The sequence below is a fragment of the Tidjanibacter massiliensis genome (genome assembly GCF_900104605.1).
GTDB classification, from domain to species: domain Bacteria; phylum Bacteroidota; class Bacteroidia; order Bacteroidales; family Rikenellaceae; genus Tidjanibacter; species Tidjanibacter inops.
This window is the reverse complement of the sequence record NZ_LT629960.1, coordinates 923891-940350: the sequence shown is the minus strand read 5'-3', so window position 1 is coordinate 940350 and position 16460 is coordinate 923891. Positions and strand designations below refer to the sequence as shown.

The window sequence follows — 16460 nt, the reverse complement described above, 5'->3', positions numbered from 1 at the left end:
AAAGATAGGGATTTTGGAGGTTTCCCAAAAAATTTTACCGGGAAATCGGTGAATTTTTATCGATGTTAGCGACGGGAGACCGTGGCGTATGATTGTTGAGTTGCCGGATTCTGCCTATCTTTGCGGCACATTTAAAAATCGGGTATCATGGGCATAGTAGCTATCGTCGGGCGTCCCAATGTGGGGAAGAGTACCTTGTTCAACAGGCTGGTGGGAATGAGGCAGGCCATCGTGGATTCCACGGCCGGTACCACCCGCGACCGTCACTACGGGCGTACGGACTGGAACGGCCGCGAATTTTCCGTCATCGACACGGGTGGGTATACGGTGAACGGCGAAGATGTGTTCGAGGAGGAGATACGGCGGCAGGTGATGCTGGCCATCGACGAGGCCGACGTGATACTCTTCATGACCGAGGTGAGTACCGGTATCACCGACCTCGACATGTTCATGGCCGACATTCTGCGCCGTGCCGACAAGAAGGTGTTTCTCGTGGTCAATAAGGTGGACAACAGCGAACAGCTCTACGGTACCCCCGAATTCTACGCACTGGGATTGGGCGAGCCCTACGCCATCAGTTCGATGAGCGGCAGCGGTACGGGCGACCTGATGGATGCCATCGTGGCCGCACTGCCTCCCGACGAACGGGACGGCGGGGAGGAGGAGCTTCCGCGCATCACCATCGTGGGGCGTCCCAATGTCGGAAAGTCCTCCATGACCAATGCCCTGCTCGGTCAGGAGCGCAACATCGTGACGCCCGTGGCCGGTACTACCCGCGACTCCATCCATACGCGCTACAACAAGTACGGCATGGATTTCTACCTGATAGATACCGCCGGGCTCCGCAAGAAGGGAAAGGTGACGGAAGACCTCGAATTCTATTCGGTGATGCGTTCCATACGCGCCATAGAGAGTTCCGACGTCTGTATCCTGATGCTCGACGCCTCGCAGGGGGTAGAGTCGCAGGACCTGAATATCTTCAATCTCATCGTCCGCAACCGGAAAGGGTGCGTCATCGTGGTGAACAAATGGGACCTCATCCCGAAGGACAGCAATACCATGAAAGAGTGGCGTGCAGCGATAGCGAAAAAACTCGCTCCGTTCAGCGATGTGCCGGTCATCTTTACCTCCGTGCCCGACCGGCAGCGCATTCTCGAAGTGCTTCAGACAGCCCTGCGGGTTTATCGGTCGCGTGCGCGGCGGATTCCGACTTCGGAGTTCAACGACTATATCCTGCCGATAATCGAAGAGACACCGCCGCCCTCGATAAAGGGAAAATACATCCGCATCAAATATGCGGCCCAACTTCCCAACCCTACGCCCGTGTTCGCCTTTTTCGTCAATCTGCCGCAGTATATAAAGGATACGTACAGGCGTTTTCTCGAAAACAAGATACGCGAGCATTGGGATTTCTCGGGAGTACCCATTCAGATATATTTCAGACAGAAGTAACGGTCGGTTTCCCGCCTCCCGCAGAAGCGCTGCCGGGGCGGGGCGTTCATGGAAGGTTTAAACGTTTCGTAACATGTCACACCAACAACGGCGCACGATTGCGCTGCCCCTCGCCATGCTGATTGGCGCGGTATTCCACGGCTTTTTCAACAAACTCTCCTTTTTGCCCCCTTACCTTATCTTCGCGATGCTGTTCGTGACCTACTGCCGCGTGTCGGCCGGACAGGTGCGGTTCCGGACGTTTCACTGGGTATTGCTGGCGGTGCAGATGTCGCTGGGCATCCTGCTCTATCTCGTACTGTGCCGGGTGAATCCGCTGCTCGCCCAGGGGGCCATGATGTGTTCCTTCGTGCCCACGGCGATGGCCGCTACCACGATAGGGGGCATGCTCGGCGCCGATGTGGCGACGATGGCCTCGTTCTGTCTGATGAGCAACATGGGGGTGGCGGTGGCCGCACCGGTGCTCTTCGCCGCCATAGGGGCCAATCCGGAGCTCTCGTTCCTGCAGTCGGTCGGAATCATCCTGTGGAAGGTCGTGCCGCTGCTCATCCTGCCTTTCGTCTGCGCCGTCCTGCTGGAGCGGTTCGCCCCCCGCTGGCACAAGGCTGTCCGTGACCGGCAAATCATTTCATTCTGGATATGGGCCGCCTCGCTGACCGTGGTACTCGGACGGACGGTGGAATTCCTGCTCGCGCAGCCGAAAGAGAATTATACCGTCGAGGTACTCCTCGCTGCGGTTGCGTTGGTCATCTGCCTGTTGCAGTTCACTCTCGGCAGATATATAGGCCGGCGTTTCGGCGATACGGTGGCGGGAGGACAGTCCATCGGACAGAAAAATACGGTATTGGCCATCTGGATGGCTCAGACGTGGCTCGACCCCCTCTCTTCGGTGGCGCCCGCCGCCTATGTCATCTGGCAGAATATCGTGAACAGTTGGCAGTTGTGGCGTTATAAGGGGGACGGCAGGGGGCGCAGTTGAGTGCTGAGCCGTCGAAGCGGACGGATGCCGCACCTTCCGGGACGAAAGAGACCGGAAGGTGCGGCATTTCGTCTCTCGTCTCTCATCTCTCATCTCTCGTCTTTCGGCGGTCGGCCGTTTAGCCGTGCTGTCGGTAGGCGATGAGCCTTCCGGTGTCGAGGTTGTGCGTCGCCGCCATAAGCAGACCGCCGCGGGCTGCGATGAATCCCACGAATGCCAGCCACAGGGCGTTATTGCCTATCAGACCGACGGTGGAGTAGTAAAGTCCGAAATAGAGGGCGATGGCGATGAACATGGTGTTTCGCAGTGTTTTCGTCTGTGTCGCACCGAGCAGGATGCCGTCTATCAGGAAGGGCAGGCATCCCACGAGCGGAATGGCGATAACCCATCCGATGTAAGCGCCAGCCGTATCGAGTATCGCTCCGGAGGGGTTGAAGAGGGAGAGGATGCTGCGCCACCCGGTCAGGTAGACGGCGACGTAGAGAACGGCTATGCCGAGGCTCCACCCGAAGAGTTTGCGGATAGCCTCCCGCAGGGCCGGACGGTTGCCAGCGCCGATGTATTTGCCGGCCAGCGATTCGGCGGCGTAGGCGAATCCGTCGGACATATAGGAGAATAGGGTGAAGAGTTGCATAAGGAGCGTATTGGTGGCGAGCACGGTGTCGCCGAAACGCGATGAGGCGGCCGTGAAGAAGGTGTAGGCCGTCACCAGACAGAGAGTACGCAAGAAGATATCCTTGTTGATGTGGAAGAACTGCGTCATGGGTTTGAGCCGGATGCTGCGCCGCAGGTCGGCATATTTTGCCAGCCGGCCGTAGTAGACGCCCCAGAATATCCACGACACCGCGACGCCCGTGTACTGTGCCACCACCGTTCCCCAGGCCACGCCCGCGATGCCCATGTCGAACCGGAAGACGAACAGGGCGCTGAAGACGACGTTCACCACGTTGGAGATGATGGAGACGACCATCGGCGTTTTGGAGTTCTGCATCCCGATGAACCAGCCGTGTATGGCGAAGAGCGATATGGAAGCGGGTGCCGCCCAGATGCGGGCGAAGAAGTATTCGGCTGCAAGTGCCCGAGCCCCTTCGCTGCCCTGCATTAGCCCAAGCGAGAACCGCCCTACGGGGTTGCGCAGCAGAACGAGAAGCAGGGCCAGCACGATGGCCACGGACATGGAACGGACGAGGATGTCGGTACATTCGCGCAGGTTGCGGGCTCCGTAGGCCTGTGCCGTGATGCCGCTCGTTCCCATGCGCAGGAAACCGCACGTCCAGTATATCATGTTGAATATCGTCGTTCCGATGCCGATGGCGCCTATTGCGGCGGCACCGTCGCCCAGCCGGCCCGCTATCGCCGTATCGACCATGCCCAGCAGGGGGATGGTGATGTTGGATATGATGTTTGGGATGGCGAGTCTCAGTATTCGCCTGTTCATTAGGTCCATGGCTTTGCGTGTCTCTCCCGGAATGTGCAAAAATATCATTTCCTCCCGAATGGGACAAGAAGGTTTGTGCAAAAAGGGGCTGCGCCGCACAGTCGGCCGCCGGGATTGCGGAGGTGTGCCTCCTGCGTTTGGTAAGGTTTTTGAAACATCCACGGGAAAGATGCTCGGAGGGCGGCTTGCGGAGATGCCCGGAGTGTAATACCAACTAAAATATTTTATGATTATGAAACGTTTGTCTTTACTTTTGCTCGCCCTGTGCGTGATGGGCGGCGCAGCGAATGCCCAGAAGAAGCCGTTCCGCGACGGCGATGTGTTCTCGAAGGGCGATGTGGTGCTCAACCTCGGTATCGGGTTGGGCAACATGGTGTATAACGACAGTTATACCAAGAAGGTGCCTCCCATATCGCTCTCCGGCGAATACGCCGTGACAGGAAACCTGTTCAACAACGGCCGCGGCGTAGTGGGACTCGGTGCCTATATCGGTTACACCGGAGCCAAATACCGCGCATTCGATAACCTTGATGCGGGGTGGAATTTCAACAACCTCATTCTTGGCGTGCGCGGTGCGCTGCACTACCAGTTCGTCAACAGGCTGGATACCTACCTTGGCTTGTTCCTCGGCTACAACATCACCATGACCAACGATTACGGTTCGTTTCCCTCGGGCCTCAGACCGTCGGCCCCGGCAGTGGGCGGTTTCGAATTCGCATTCTACGTGGGTGCCCGTTACTATCTCACGCAGCGGTTCGCCGTTTTCGGCGAGGTAGGGTACGGGCTCGCTACGGTGAACCTCGGCCTCGCCTACAAGTTCTGACGGCAGGTGCAGGCCGAAACGACGGGAGCGGAGTCCTCGCAAGGGACTCCGCTCCCGTCGTATTGCGGAGACTGCGGGGCATTCCGTTGAGACAGTCGGACTGTCCCGCGCAGCTTTGGCCGCGCTGCCGTCAGAATTCGTAGCCGACGATTTGGGATGCGTATTCGCTCCACTGGGCACGATAGGCCTCTACCGAGGCTGTAGGTACATATATAGTTGGGTTAGGCGTATTCTCAAATGTATAATTGCCGAGTACAGGCGGGATGACCGAACGGCAATATACGCTTGTTAAAGCGAAGCAACCGCAGAATGCTTCATCCTTGATGAGAGTGACGTTTCCCGGGATAATAATGTCTGTGAGAGAATAGCACTGGGCGAATGTATCTGTTCCGATGGTGGTAAGGTTTTCCGGAAGTTTGATGCTTGTCAGCGAGGAACAGCCCGAGACTGCATAAGTCTCGATAGATGTAACCCCTTCCGGAATGGCAATGCCTGTTAGGGTAGGATTATCAGCAAATGTATTCTTCGGAAGAAACGTAATCGACTTGTCGAAGATGATGGTGCCGACGCCGTTTTTGAAAGTATGCGAGACGATTGCGGCGTCGAATGCGTCTGAAGACAATTGGAGGCAGGGGCCGGTCGTCGTATACAGAAGCTGCGTCGACCCGACGGCCTGTTCGACGGTGTACTCGATGCACTGTGTCGGGACGAAGACAGAACGTACCGTCACTACCGTACTGCGGGGGCGGTCGGTATTTGCGGCGATATCGAGTACGATGCTGTGCGGGGTCAAGGCCCGGCTCGACGGCGCGACACGGACCCAACTCCGTGCCTCGTCGGGAATCTCCGCCTCGCAATCGCTGTCGGACAGAAATGCCAGTTCGATACGGCCTCCCGCAGCATCCACGCATTTGGTCGTCTCCTCGACGGCCGGGATACCGACCTTGTCGAAGAGGAGGGTACGCATCAGCATACGTTCGCCGTTCGTGACGAAAATGACGACTTTGCTGTCATCGTTTATCTCCGCGCCGGAAACGAGAACGATTTTGCCATTGATGCCCGTCGCATCGTCGGGCTCCACCTTGACCTTCATATCGACAGAGGATAGCGCTTCCACCGTCGCTTCGGAAATAGCGCCGGTCACTGTGTAATGAAGTTCGCGGGTAGAGTTGACAGGCATGCGGGTCAGGTCCGATTCCGCAAACGATATGTTCAGCGAAGTTCCTTTCGGTACGGTAACCGTCGTGCCGTCGGATAGGGTGAGGTAGACGTTCTCCGCATCCTGAGTAACGTCCCGGAAGAACGATTCTCTGGTCGTTCCCGTCTCGCCCGTCGCTTTGCCGAGCCTTTCCCACAATGCGCCGTCGGTGTCCTGACGGATACCGATTGTCGGCGTCAATCCCTCGTCGCCTTTATCGCCTTTGTCACCTTTCTCTCCATGATATATGGTGATAGGGGCGTGGTGGAGAAAACGGAGTGTGTAGCCGATGATGGTGGTGCCCTCGACAACCGGAACGACATCGGTTACGCAGTCGTTGTCCTGCAGTACATCGACAATGGTCTGTAAAGCTGCAATGTCGGTATTCATTTGTCGGCACAGCTCCTCGAGTTGGGTGACCTGGTTTTCGAGGTCGTCTACGCGTCCGGTCAATACTGAATCGTCGTATGCGGTACAGTTCGACAGGATGCTAGCTGCGGATAATAGTGCGGGCTGTATTCAACTTCTTGGTAACAAATGACACAGGCGGCATCATGCCGCCTGTGCGCTATGGTTTTGCAAAGGAATCTTTTTCCTGTTTCGAGAGGGTCGCTTTCCAGTGTGCCGCATTGAACATGCGGCCGTAGAAATCCTCCCAAATTTCTTCGGCGACCTCTATTGTATATTCATATTCCTTTTCATAATCGAAATCATAGATAGGACGGTCGTATAGCTGCCACTCGGTGTTCGGGGTCTCCCGTACCTGAAAGCCCCATGCGGACTCGTAAAGGTTTTCCCCTTCGGGCATGTCGGGATGCTGCCGTTTGTCGGAGGCTACATACAGGTTCCGCTCTACCGAATCAAGTAAAATAGGGTCAGGAAGCGGCTGCGGTTCGGGCAGCATTTGTGAATCTGCCGGCTCTTTGGAGAGTATCTCCTGACATACGAATGCACAGGCAGGCCTGGCCTCGAACGGAAGGAAATCGACCATCAGCCCCCGAAGTTTATATTCATATCCTTTCTCGTACGGAAAATCGTAAACCGTAAATTTGCCAAATTCCCAATCGAGGTGCTGGGCATGTTTGACGATAAAACATCCCTCCGTGTATTTGTTATACAAGTCGTCCTCGGAAATCTCTCTATCCGTATAGGGATACATTTTGACCGATGCCACGTAAAGCGTCATTTCTTCGATGTTGACGATCGATTCTCTGTCAATGCCGATATTTTTCAGCGGGTCTTCCCTTTCGGTACAGGTTCACATACTGCAAGCGGCACACAAAATGAAAATGAAGAGAGGGAATTTTTTCATGGTCTTTGCTCGTGTTAAGGCATCGGATGCGTTGTTCCCTGCCACAAAATTAAGAATTTTTGTGGTGCAGTTAGGGCCTATGCCTACTGTTTTGACATATGGTTCCGTATATGCAAATACGAAAAGAGTACCAAGAGGCCCTTGGAAACGAATAAAGGCCGGGAAGCAAATCCCGACCTTTATTTATTCTGTTGCAAAGCAAGGCAGTACGGATTACGAATGTTCAGGTTGGGGGCACTGACATCAGTGGGGGCTAACCCGTACTGCCATCAATCATCTACACCCCGAAGTTATACACAAACTTATTAAAAAGCAATAAAATATAAAATAGCAGAAATTCTTGTTTTTCCAATAAAAATGACAAATAAGTTAGTTAAGCCAGCCGGAGAATGCTTGATGTACTTACATTCTTTTCGGTCGCTACAACATGATTTGTGTTTTATTGTTAAAATATTTACCATTGGGGCAGTGCAACGGACAGCACGTTATTAGGTACGGACTCGCTATCCATATCTTACAATGAGTTTCATTTTTTATAAAAATAAAACCAGCGGTAAATCCACAATGAATTTTCCCAATATTTTTTGTAATAGGTTATCAGGGAAAAACAAATCATGCAAACAAACAAATAAATAAAATTAATATGCTGATTAGAAAACACTATCCAAATTAAATTTATTATTTGCTATATCGGTGATACTTTGGAGCTGTGCCAATGACGACAATTTACAAGAGGTATTGCCGGTAAATTCCGAGAATACAGAGGAGAGTCTGTATTTAGAGAATGGGAATGAAGTGATAATTTACTCCAATGGAGTAGCTGTTGAGAAACTACCTGACGGAAGAATTGTGTGGGATGGTACTGGATTAGAACCATTTGATTCTCATTCCATCATGATATATGGTTCGTGTGAAGCAGCCTGTGCCCTGACAGAAGGAGTGTCATATATGTGGAAAAAATCGGACGGGTCCACATGGAATGTTAACGATACTGATTTGTCAGAGATGGATATCTTTACATTAAATACCGTTTATTCTAAACCACACTATACAATAACTTGTAAACCACAATGTACGCTTTCCGGTACAGTCAGAGGCACAGGTCGTTATGCTAAAGGAGAAATTTGCGTTTTACAAGCGTTTCCGGAAGACAACAGAGGTTTTCTCGGTTGGTTCGATGGCGATAAAAAAATAAGCTCGTCCAATATTTACTTGGTTCAGGTCACATCGGATAAAACTTATGAAGCGAGATTTACTTATCCTATCAATGTTCATTGCGAAATATCGGTTACAAAGAATAGTTTGGGGAAACCTCTTGGTACTACCAGCGCCGGCTCTTTCGGAACATCGACCGGCAATGCGGTGACTATCGAGGCAACGCCTAATTTCGGTAATCAGTTCGTACATTGGTTAGACCTGGATACCGGCGAGATATTATCGACAAAAACCGCTTATCTATTCCCGGCAAAAAGGGATATGCGAATCATGGCTGTATTCAAACCAATGATATCAATTATCCCTTAATAAAATCCCCCTGCCGGATACTTCTGGCAGGGGATATAATTTTCAGTTTTTCAAGAGTGTTCTATAACAGGTTTTCCGGAATAACGGAATCTTTCTTTTCTTTTGTCAATACTTCTCTGCATACGTAAACCCAGGCCGGATTATCCGCAAGTGATGGGTCTGTCATTTTTTTCTCGACATGTATCGTACATTCGTATCCTTGTTCGAAGGTAAATTGTAAAAGCGACGTTCCCAACAGTTGCCATTGACCATCCTCAGCGAATTTGACAATATACGAAGGGCCTCCGAGAAATGGAAATTTGCGACTGCTTACTTCTGACGCTACATACATCGTGATATAATCGTTCTCTTCTTCCGTCGTCTTGTTTCCGTCATTTTCCGGTTTGCCGGTCGTACACGCCGTAAAAACGAACAGAGCACCGAGCATTGCAAACAGATACTTTTTCATGTACTGATAACATTAAAGTGGTCAAACAATGCGTAAACACTTTCCTACATCAAAGATAGCGATTATATCTATAATTACACTGTACATTCAAGGGAATAAACTTTTTGAATGCAGTTCCGATATAATAAGGAGTGGCTATCCATACAGGTACGTAACTTGTGGCTCTGATTGACCAGACACCGAATCCGGGAATCGCAATAGGTCAAAAAAAACGACGTAACAATCTGACAAGCCGAAAGAAGTGTACGGCAACATGTACCTCGGACGCCGGGACTCCTATCTGAAGGTAGGATTGTGAATCGGGAAAAAATAATTGAGCTGCAATAACTATTACGGCTCAATTTATTCAGAGAATCCAGGTACTACTTTTCACCGCTTCTGTAATTAGCCATACGTTCGTCGTACATGGCTTTGGCCCGGTTGTAATCTTCATCGGTGAAGATGTACACCCAACGCAGACGACGGTCGGTGAATTTTCGAAGATTCAAAAGATTTTGGTGCCATTCAACGCCTGTATGGCTTCTTTGTGTTTTTTTGAACTGTCAGATTCCCATCACAAGACAAAAGCGAAACACTTTCATCAATATGTCTCTACCCATGGGGTAGCAGGACAAAGATAGAGAATGTGTTTCACATTTCCAATCTTTTACAATACAAGGAGAGTAGAGCTGTATTCCGTCCGGAAGTTTTCTTTCCCGGCCATATAATAAACTTGCCCGAATGAAGTTTATGTATTTACTTTGCGGTGGTTTGCCGCAAGGCAGATACGGAAATAGGCAAGAAGGGAGAATCATGGAGATGAACGGTATGAAAAAGGGAATCATCCTGTTCGCTGCCTTGCTCGTGGCGGGCATGACGGCGGAAGCGCAGACGCAGAATACGTTCGGCGGGGGCGATATCGTGCTCAGTGCCGGCATAGGGGCGGGAACGGCGCTCAATATCGGTAATACGGTCGTGCCTCCGATAGTGATACAGGGAGAGTACGGCATCGTGGACAATTTGTTCGACGCATACAGTTCCATCGGCGTGAGCGGCTACATAGGTTTCGCCGCAGGCCGCAAAAGTTTTTACTATTATCCGTACGATACGTACAGGCAGAAGATTAACAGTTTCCTGCTGGGTGTCCGCGGAACGTTCCATTATCAGTTCGTAGAGAGGCTCGATACCTATGCGGGCATTACCCTCGGCGGCGAGATTGCGAACGTGCGCGAGGAGGGTAGGTGGTGGAACGGCCAGCCGCCCCGTTACGGCGGTTTCCTGGCCGATGTCTTCATCGGTGCACGCTACTATGTCGTGCCGCAGCTTGCGGTCTACGGAGAGCTCGGTTTCGGGGTGGCCTATTTTACCCTCGGTGTCTCGTTCAAGATATAGCGGAAGGGAAATAGGGTGTTTCCCCGGTCGGGCGGAGCGTCGCCGTGCGGGGGAATCCGGGCGTCCTGCCGGAATCATTTGTTCCGGCATTTGTTTTTTTATTGATTAGAAATCACTATCTTTGCACGCCCGTAAAATACGGGTGACGGATCAATTATTTAATAACAGGTATAAAACGTAAAACAAGTGGATTCACAGAGTTACAAAACAATCTCCGCTAACGCAAAGACGGTCAACAAGGAATGGCTCGTCATCGACGCCGAGGGGGAGGTTTTGGGACGCCTTGCCTCGCAGGTCGCGAAGATACTGCGCGGCAAACACAAGCCCAGTTTTACCCCGCACGTCGATTGCGGCGACTACGTTATCGTCGTGAACGCCGACAAGGTAAGGCTGACGGGCAAGAAGATGACCGACAAGGTCTACGTAAGACACACCGGCTATCCCGGAGGACAGCGTTTCGCCAACCCGGCGGACACCCTCAAGAGGAAACCCGAATTCCTTCTGCAGCACGCCGTGAAGGGAATGCTGCCCAAGACGCGCCTCGGAGATGCGCTTCTTCGCAACCTCAAGATTTATGCAGGGGCGGAACACCCGCACACCGCGCAGAATCCCAGAACAATCAAATTAAACGAGATTAAGTAGAAACTATGGAAGTTGTAAACACCGTAGGACGTAGGAAAGCTGCCGTTGCACGCGTTTACGTGAAGCCCGGTAAAGGAACCATTACCGTAAACCACAAACCCATGGAAACATACTTTCCGCTGGATATCTTCCAGTACGTGGTGAAACAGCCCCTTCTGGTGCTCGAGAACCCGGAAAGCTATGACATTACCATCAACCTCACGGGCGGCGGTATCCACGGGCAGGCTGAGGCTGCACGTCTGGGCATCGCACGCGCCCTCATCGAAATCAATCCCGAGTGGCGCGGTGTGATGAAGAAGAACGGGTTCCTGACCCGCGATTCGCGTGAAGTGGAGCGCAAGAAACCCGGTCAGCCCGGAGCGCGCAGGAAATTCCAGTTCAGCAAACGTTAGTATTTACGTCCTTACAAAGCACGAAAGCGGTTGTCAAACCGTGCAGACTACCCGGAGCGGTATTACTCGCACGGCTGCCCTTTCGCGGAAAACCCGGCGGACCGCCTGAAAGCGCTACCTGCGGGTTGATGTAAAGAGAATTAAAATTAGAAAAACAGACAGTAATGCCAAGAACAGATTTTAATCAGTTACTGGAAGCCGGAGTTCACTTCGGTCACCTCAAAAGAAAATGGAATCCCAAAATGGCTCCGTACATCTTTATGGAGAAGAACGGGATTCACATCATCGACCTCCACAAGACGGTGGTGAAGGTCGATGAGGCGGCAGCGGCCCTGAAGCAGATTGCCAAGAGCGGCCGCAGGATACTCTTCGTCGCTACCAAGAAGCAGGCGAAAGAGGTCGTTGCCGAAAAAGTGTCCGCGGTCAATATGCCGTATGTTACGGAGCGCTGGCCCGGCGGTATGCTTACGAACTTCCCCACCATACGCAAGGCCGTGAAGAAGATGGCGACCATCGACAAATTGACCGCCGACGGCACTTACGACAATTTCTCGAAAAGGGAAAAACTCCAGATTTCCCGCCAGAGGGCCAAGCTGGAGAAGAACCTCGGTTCGATAGCCGACCTTACCCGTCTGCCCGCAGCGCTCTTCGTCGTTGACGTGCAGAAGGAGCAGAATGCAGTGAAGGAGGCCAAGAGACTCAGCATCCCCGTTTTCGCAATGGTAGATACCTGTTGTGATCCGACAGACATTGATTACGTGATACCTGCGAACGACGATGCGACCAAGAGCATAGCCGTCATCATAGATGCGATGACACAGGCTATCGCCGAAGGACTTACCGAACGCAAGCTCGAAAAGGACAAGGAGGCCGAAGCGGCTGCCGCCGAAAGCAAGGAGAGGGAGGCGAAACCCCGTATCCGCAAGTCGGTGAAGGTGGCCGGCAGCGACGAGTTCGAGGCCGAGCAGCTCGCAGCGGAAGAGAAACCCGTACAGGAGAAACCCGAAGCTGCGGTAGAAGAGGAAATCAAGGAGGAGGTTGCCCAGTAACTCCTGCCGTGATTACCGGTATAATCAAACTACGGGGGAGTGCCTTCGGGGCATCTTCCCGTAGTTCGGTTAAGGCGCAGCCCCGGCGGGCTGTGCGGATAACATTAGGATAACCATTAAAGAAAGGAATTATTATGGCTGAGATAAAGCTTGCAGACGTAGCGAAACTGCGCAAGATGACGATGGCCGGCATGATGGACTGCAAGAATGCGCTTGCAGAAGCGGACGGCGATATGGAGCGTGCCGTGGAGATTATCCGCGAAAAGGGTAAACTCGTGGCCAGCAAACGTGCCGACCGGAATGCAACGGAGGGTGTCGTAGTGTCGCGCGTGGTGAACGGCACCAAGGCATACATGCTCTGTCTTGCCTGCGAAACCGACTTCGTGGCGAAGACCGAAGGTTTCGTACAGGCTGCCAACGAGATATTGGAGATAGCTGTGAAAAACGATGTGGCCGACCTCGAATCGCTGCTGGCGACCAAGGCGGGCGACCGTACCGTGGCCGACCTTGTTTCCGAGAAGTCGGGCCAGACGGGCGAGAAGGTGGAACTGCCTTTCTATGGCCGTATCGAGGCTCCCTACTGCGCGGAGTATGTGCACATCAACCACAAGGTAGGTTCGCTCATCGGGTTCAACAAGGAGGTACCGGCCGAGCTCGCACACGATGTCGCCATGCAGGCTACCGCCATGGCCCCCGTGGCTATTGACGAGGCGCACTGCCCGAAGGAGGTGATTGAGAAGGAGCACGAGATAGGCCGTGAACAGGCCCGTCTGGAGGGCAAGCCCGAGAACATGCTCGACAAAATTGCCGACGGTAAGGTCAAGAAGTTCCTCAAGGAGAATACGCTTTGGAGCCAGGATTTCGTGAAGAATCCGAAGGAGAGCGTGGGTCAGCACATCCAGTCTGTGGACAAGGAGGCCAAAGTGGTGGCTTACGTGCGCTTCTCGTTGAACGATTGATGATAAACGCGGTCGTTGTGCCGCAGTTGTTTGAAGGAACCGCCCCGGTATCGGGACGGTTCCTTCGTTGTATTCGGTCGGGTGGACAGAGGGATAGAAGGGGCGGGCGACCGGAGAAGACGACCTGTCGGTTGGTGAAGGTGCGCCATTTATCTCGTAGCCCATTGGGTTGTTGTGGGGGGCGGGAGCTTAAGCCGGTGTCCGGTGCTTTTGCGGAGTATACGGGAAGGAATGTTTACGGCTGAGGGGAACGGAATGTCCGGTGTGTAGGGCGGCGTGTGCCTGTTGTTCATTTGGCGGCCGGACAATGCGTTGGTCGGAGAGGGGCTTAAACCGGTATCCGGCGTTTTCGAGGGGTCTGTGGGTACCGATGGCAGTCAATCGAAAAACTGTTTTGGAGGACGGTGGGGCGTTCTCCGTGCTTGCAGAGGGCGGTTTCGGCCTGGTCGATTAGGGAATCGTGGCGTCGATGATTTCCCAGTCCGTGTCGGGGAATTCTCCGAACGGGTATTCGTAGACGCGGCCGTCATATCGAAAGATGAGTTTGCCGGGCAGGTCGTGTTTGTTTACGATGAGGGCATAGAAGCCGTTCTCGTTGGTGGTGCATGTTCGGCCGTCCTCAGTACGGACGGAAACGTCCGGCACGCCGCGTTCGATGCCGTCGGCATCGAACCGTACCGCGTGACCGAAGAGGGCGAATTCCTCTTCGGAGAGGAGCAGTGGGGTATATCCCTCTCCGAAGGAGGTCAGGATTTCATTCAGGTCGCTGACCGGCAGGCCGATTTTGCGCCAGGCCTTCCGTACCTTCCGGGAAACGGGATAGAGAAACGGGTCGCCGGTTCCTGCGTAAACGTAACTTTGCAGGCCGTATGTCTGGGCTTTCCGCTGCCTGACGAGAAGCCGGTCGGTGAACCAGGCGAACTCCACGTTGGTGATAATGTCCCGTTCGAACAGCGAACGGATAAACGGTGCGTATTTTGTCTGTACCGGGAGGTCCGCATGCTGGATGACATAATAGAGCGTAGTCAGCGATTCGTCCGAAAGCGGAAGGGTCCCGGCCAGATACTCTTCGAGTATCGGGAGGGCTTTCCGTTGGTTGGCGGCATCCGTGCGGGCCATCTCTTCATAAAGAGGGAGCAGTTCCGTCACGTCGGTTCCCGCCCGTGCAAGGCTGTCGAGTTGCCTGCGTACCCGTTGGTCGTCCTCCATAATCCGGCGGAGCACCGAGTCGTAATGACTGCCGGATACTTCCTGTGACCGTAGAGGCGAGAATACCGCGGCTGCGGCAAGGAGAAGGACAAGCGTTTTTTTCATATTCATGTTGGCTATTCGTTCCGGCGTTCGTCGTATTGCGTCCGTTTTCCCCGCGGTATGTACTCTTCCCGCAGCAGACTATACACTTCGATATCGGAGAACCGTCCGTCCGCCTGAAGCTCTCCGGCCCGTGCTATTCCCTCCAGTGTGAAACCCAGGCGCCGGGGAATGTTGCTGCTTTTGGTGTTGCCTACGGCGCATTGTATCTGTATCCGGTTCATGTCCAGTTCGCTGAAGGCCAGGCCGCAAAGCGCCTCCACGCACCGTGTCATGATGCCGCGTCCTTGGTACTCTTCGCCGAGCCAATAGCCGATTTCGGTTTTCCGGTTCGCCCGGTCGGTATCTTTGAATCCGACCAGCCCTGCGAAACGCCCGTCGGCGGTTATCGTGCACAGCAGTTCCCTCCGTTCGGACGGGACGGAGAGGACCGACTGCAGGTAGGCATACGAATCGTTTTCAGTGCGGGTTTCCGCCACGAAAGGCAGCCAGCGACCGAGATATTGCCGCTGCGTATCTATCATCCGGAACATTGCCGAGGCATCGGAGAGTTTCGCTGCGCGGAGGCAGATGCTCTCGTCGAACCATATCTTTTCCATTCCTCTGTTTTCTTAGGTTGCATCATTCGTCGGGCGGTTCTCCGTCCGGCTGCCACAGGCAGCGTTCCAGCACGACGCGGCCGTTCCGATGGAAAGGTACCCCTTCGTTTTCGAGCAAATTCCGCTGTCCGTCCCATCCGGGAGCGGTACCGCCCCGACTGTTCACCACGCGGTGGCAGGGGATACCGCGTCCGGACGGAGTGCCCCACAAGGCTCGCCCGACGAGCCGCGCATGACGGGGACGCCCCATCATGCGGGCTATCGCCCCGTAAGTGAGTACCTTGCCGGGAGGTATCTGCCGTACGATGGAGTAAACCTCCTCATAAAACTCCTCCGGGCCGTGTGCGGCCCTCTTGCCTGTCTGTTCCATGCGGATGTACCGGTATGTTGTTGCATGTCTTGCCGCCGGGCAGCATATCGTATCTCCTCCTTCTTCCCGCCGCAGCGCTGCGGCGGGCGTGCAGCCTCTCCCGCTGACGGCGGGTCCGGTACGGTCGTCGCCTTTTCCTGCGGTAGTCCGTATCCGTGTCGGAGAAAGGGCTACTTTTTCCAGCGTTTCAGGGTGGGAAACAGTTCGGTCATGTGTGTACGGGCCGCTTCTACGGCAGCCGCATCGCCGCCGCTGTTCATCGCATACATTTCCGCACACTGTTCAATCATCTCTTCCATGGTGAGTTCTTCGTTGAATTCGCCTCCGGCGAAACAGTAGATACAGTAGTCTTCATTCCTGCTGTCGTCGCTGTTCGTACCGTAGAATCCGGGGTCTCCGAGTGCCATTCCGCAGCTCTGGCAAATTTTTTTCTCCATATTGCAATCTATTCCAAGCACAGAATCAAGTACATAAATGTTTATCGCCGATAACGGGGATGCAATTTCGTGAAAAATGTACTATATTGGGACGCCAAAACGTTTTTTATAAAGATTAACACAGAGGATTTTGTTTGACATATGACAAATATTTCG

Annotated in this window: 18 protein-coding genes; 9 read left to right on the top strand and 9 right to left on the bottom strand. The window is 53.5% G+C overall.

Annotated features, from left to right (window positions below; translation table 11 throughout):
* The first annotated feature begins 147 nt into the window (after window positions 1-147).
* Together der and BQ5361_RS05135 are read left to right on the top strand one after the other, a co-directional pair.
* Window positions 148-1452 (top strand): ribosome biogenesis GTPase Der, encoded by a 1305-nt coding sequence (der, locus tag BQ5361_RS05140; protein WP_046445502.1) that lies wholly within the window; start codon window positions 148-150, stop codon window positions 1450-1452.
* Between the two features lie 73 nt (window positions 1453-1525).
* A complete protein-coding gene (locus tag BQ5361_RS05135; RefSeq protein ID WP_035472446.1) occupies window positions 1526-2431 on the top strand; it encodes a bile acid:sodium symporter family protein in 906 nt (301 codons plus the stop codon).
* Between the two features lie 118 nt (window positions 2432-2549).
* Here BQ5361_RS05135 and BQ5361_RS05130 read toward each other — a convergent pair whose 3' ends face one another.
* Complete coding sequence (locus BQ5361_RS05130; RefSeq protein WP_081976810.1) at window positions 2550-3869, bottom strand: MATE family efflux transporter; 1320 nt, start codon at window positions 3867-3869, stop codon at window positions 2550-2552.
* 232 nt (window positions 3870-4101) lie between these two features.
* On the opposite strand from BQ5361_RS05130, the gene BQ5361_RS05125 reads away from it, so the two are divergent.
* Window positions 4102-4692 (top strand): hypothetical protein, encoded by a 591-nt coding sequence (locus tag BQ5361_RS05125; RefSeq protein WP_022064245.1) that lies wholly within the window; start codon window positions 4102-4104, stop codon window positions 4690-4692.
* A 130-nt stretch (window positions 4693-4822) separates the two neighbouring features.
* Here the strand turns inward: BQ5361_RS05125 and BQ5361_RS05120 are convergent, their stop codons facing one another.
* A complete protein-coding gene (locus BQ5361_RS05120; protein ID WP_035472442.1) occupies window positions 4823-6343 on the bottom strand; it encodes a leucine-rich repeat protein in 1521 nt (506 codons plus the stop codon).
* 115 nt (window positions 6344-6458) lie between these two features.
* Entirely contained in the window at window positions 6459-7064 is a 606-nt protein-coding gene (locus BQ5361_RS05115; RefSeq protein WP_257587946.1) for a DUF4377 domain-containing protein, read from the bottom strand.
* Between the two features lie 831 nt (window positions 7065-7895).
* On the opposite strand from BQ5361_RS05115, the gene BQ5361_RS10595 reads away from it, so the two are divergent.
* A complete protein-coding gene (locus BQ5361_RS10595; protein WP_143047514.1) occupies window positions 7896-8726 on the top strand; it encodes an InlB B-repeat-containing protein in 831 nt (276 codons plus the stop codon).
* Between the two features lie 61 nt (window positions 8727-8787).
* Here the strand turns inward: BQ5361_RS10595 and BQ5361_RS05105 are convergent, their stop codons facing one another.
* Entirely contained in the window at window positions 8788-9174 is a 387-nt protein-coding gene (locus tag BQ5361_RS05105) for a DUF4377 domain-containing protein (RefSeq protein WP_035474216.1), read from the bottom strand.
* Between the two features lie 362 nt (window positions 9175-9536).
* Complete coding sequence (locus tag BQ5361_RS10850; RefSeq protein WP_257527281.1) at window positions 9537-9662, bottom strand: hypothetical protein; 126 nt, start codon at window positions 9660-9662, stop codon at window positions 9537-9539.
* Window positions 9663-9966: 304 nt separating this feature from the next.
* Here BQ5361_RS10850 and BQ5361_RS05100 point away from each other — a divergent pair, with 304 nt between their 5' ends.
* From BQ5361_RS05100 to tsf, 5 genes are all read left to right on the top strand, one after another.
* Window positions 9967-10545, top strand: coding sequence for a hypothetical protein (locus BQ5361_RS05100; protein ID WP_035474218.1), 579 nt, complete (start codon window positions 9967-9969; stop codon window positions 10543-10545).
* Window positions 10546-10731: 186 nt separating this feature from the next.
* Complete coding sequence (gene rplM / locus BQ5361_RS05095) at window positions 10732-11187, top strand: 50S ribosomal protein L13 (protein WP_022064250.1); 456 nt, start codon at window positions 10732-10734, stop codon at window positions 11185-11187.
* 5 nt (window positions 11188-11192) lie between these two features.
* Window positions 11193-11579: a 30S ribosomal protein S9 gene (rpsI, locus tag BQ5361_RS05090; RefSeq protein ID WP_022064251.1), complete on the top strand. Its 387-nt coding sequence runs from the start codon at window positions 11193-11195 to the stop codon at window positions 11577-11579.
* Window positions 11580-11743: 164 nt separating this feature from the next.
* A complete protein-coding gene (rpsB, locus tag BQ5361_RS05085; RefSeq protein WP_035474221.1) occupies window positions 11744-12628 on the top strand; it encodes a 30S ribosomal protein S2 in 885 nt (294 codons plus the stop codon).
* A 134-nt stretch (window positions 12629-12762) separates the two neighbouring features.
* Window positions 12763-13587, top strand: a complete 825-nt coding sequence (gene tsf / locus BQ5361_RS05080) for a translation elongation factor Ts (protein ID WP_022064253.1) — start codon at window positions 12763-12765, stop codon at window positions 13585-13587.
* A 450-nt stretch (window positions 13588-14037) separates the two neighbouring features.
* On the opposite strand, the gene BQ5361_RS05075 is transcribed toward tsf, so the two are convergent.
* From BQ5361_RS05075 to BQ5361_RS05060, 4 genes are all read right to left on the bottom strand, one after another.
* Window positions 14038-14907, bottom strand: a complete 870-nt coding sequence (locus BQ5361_RS05075) for a DUF6624 domain-containing protein (RefSeq protein WP_035474223.1) — start codon at window positions 14905-14907, stop codon at window positions 14038-14040.
* Between the two features lie 5 nt (window positions 14908-14912).
* Entirely contained in the window at window positions 14913-15497 is a 585-nt protein-coding gene (locus tag BQ5361_RS05070; RefSeq protein WP_052131127.1) for a GNAT family N-acetyltransferase, read from the bottom strand.
* A 22-nt stretch (window positions 15498-15519) separates the two neighbouring features.
* Window positions 15520-15867 carry an MGMT family protein gene (locus tag BQ5361_RS05065; protein WP_052131128.1) on the bottom strand — a complete coding sequence of 116 codons (348 nt, stop codon included), beginning with the start codon at window positions 15865-15867 and terminating at the stop codon, window positions 15520-15522.
* A 170-nt stretch (window positions 15868-16037) separates the two neighbouring features.
* A complete protein-coding gene (locus BQ5361_RS05060) occupies window positions 16038-16304 on the bottom strand; it encodes a zinc ribbon domain-containing protein (protein ID WP_035474225.1) in 267 nt (88 codons plus the stop codon).
* Window positions 16305-16460: the final 156 nt, after the last annotated feature.

What these genes read in the sequence shown, in the direction of transcription:
- tsf (WP_022064253.1), top strand. Translation starts at nt 12,763, where the DNA reads ATGGCTGAGATAAAGCTTGCAGACGTAGCGAAACTGCGCAAGATGACG.
- BQ5361_RS05135 (WP_035472446.1), top strand. Translation starts at nt 1,526, where the DNA reads ATGTCACACCAACAACGGCGCACGATTGCGCTGCCCCTCGCCATGCTG.
- rpsB (WP_035474221.1), top strand. Translation starts at nt 11,744, where the DNA reads ATGCCAAGAACAGATTTTAATCAGTTACTGGAAGCCGGAGTTCACTTC.
- BQ5361_RS05065 (WP_052131128.1), bottom strand. Translation starts at nt 15,867, where the DNA reads ATGGAACAGACAGGCAAGAGGGCCGCACACGGCCCGGAGGAGTTTTAT.
- BQ5361_RS05070 (WP_052131127.1), bottom strand. Translation starts at nt 15,497, where the DNA reads ATGGAAAAGATATGGTTCGACGAGAGCATCTGCCTCCGCGCAGCGAAA.
- BQ5361_RS05130 (WP_081976810.1), bottom strand. Translation starts at nt 3,869, where the DNA reads ATGAACAGGCGAATACTGAGACTCGCCATCCCAAACATCATATCCAAC.
- BQ5361_RS05125 (WP_022064245.1), top strand. Translation starts at nt 4,102, where the DNA reads ATGAAACGTTTGTCTTTACTTTTGCTCGCCCTGTGCGTGATGGGCGGC.
- BQ5361_RS05075 (WP_035474223.1), bottom strand. Translation starts at nt 14,907, where the DNA reads ATGAATATGAAAAAAACGCTTGTCCTTCTCCTTGCCGCAGCCGCGGTA.
- BQ5361_RS05100 (WP_035474218.1), top strand. Translation starts at nt 9,967, where the DNA reads ATGGAGATGAACGGTATGAAAAAGGGAATCATCCTGTTCGCTGCCTTG.
- der (WP_046445502.1), top strand. Translation starts at nt 148, where the DNA reads ATGGGCATAGTAGCTATCGTCGGGCGTCCCAATGTGGGGAAGAGTACC.
- rpsI (WP_022064251.1), top strand. Translation starts at nt 11,193, where the DNA reads ATGGAAGTTGTAAACACCGTAGGACGTAGGAAAGCTGCCGTTGCACGC.
- BQ5361_RS05060 (WP_035474225.1), bottom strand. Translation starts at nt 16,304, where the DNA reads ATGGAGAAAAAAATTTGCCAGAGCTGCGGAATGGCACTCGGAGACCCC.
- BQ5361_RS05105 (WP_035474216.1), bottom strand. Translation starts at nt 9,174, where the DNA reads ATGAAAAAGTATCTGTTTGCAATGCTCGGTGCTCTGTTCGTTTTTACG.